Source organism: Streptomyces virginiae (genome assembly GCF_000720455.1).
Classification (GTDB): domain Bacteria; phylum Actinomycetota; class Actinomycetes; order Streptomycetales; family Streptomycetaceae; genus Streptomyces; species Streptomyces virginiae.
The window spans coordinates 1-609 of the sequence record NZ_JOAK01000093.1 but is presented as its reverse complement, the minus strand read 5'-3'; the positions used below and the strand labels follow the sequence as shown (position 1 = coordinate 609).

The 609-nt window shown below is 67.0% G+C and carries 1 protein-coding gene and 1 pseudogene; both read right to left on the bottom strand.

Going from position 1 to position 609, the window contains the following annotated elements:
• Positions 1-148 (bottom strand): annotated as a pseudogene (locus IG86_RS0138095) (ABC transporter ATP-binding protein); the annotation flags it as partial.
• Between the two features lie 49 nt (positions 149-197).
• On the bottom strand, positions 198-609 hold a 412-nt coding region (locus tag IG86_RS0138090; RefSeq protein WP_030903180.1), incomplete at its 5' end, for a sulfate ABC transporter substrate-binding protein.

Here is a 609-nt window from a genome sequence, read left to right as displayed (position 1 = left end):
CTCCGGGAGCGACATCGAGGCTGATGTCGTCCAGGACGAGCTGCGATCCGGCCGGGCCGGAGAAGGACTTCGAGACGTGCTCGATACGGGCGGCGTGCGTGTGCTCCGCCACCGTGCCCTCGGCAGCCTTGGCGAGTGTCGTGGCCATGGTCGTCACCTCCTGGGATTGCTGGACTGCTGCATTGCCGGACTACGGGTCACTTGGCGCCGAGGCCGGCGTCGGATACCTCGGGCTTGCCGGCGGCCTTCAGGACCTTGTTCAGGAGCGTCAGGTCGTAGATGCCGGCCAGGTCGGGCTGCTCGATGAGCTTGGCCTTGACCGCCCACTCCGACTGGGTCTTCAGCGTCGAGGCCAGCGGGTCGTCGGTGATCGCGATGCTCGGCCACGCCGGGTCGAGGACCTTCGCGTCGAGCGGCTTGCCGCTGTCCGCCGCCAGCTTGGCGTTGGCGGAGGCCTTCGCCTTCTCCGGATTGGCGTTGATCCACTCGTTGGTCTTCACCGTGCCCGCGAGCACGGCCTCGACGACGTCCGGGTGCTCCTTGAGGAACTTCTGCGACACGATGACGTTCGTGATCACGAACTTCTTCTCGGGCCACAGGGCGGTCTCG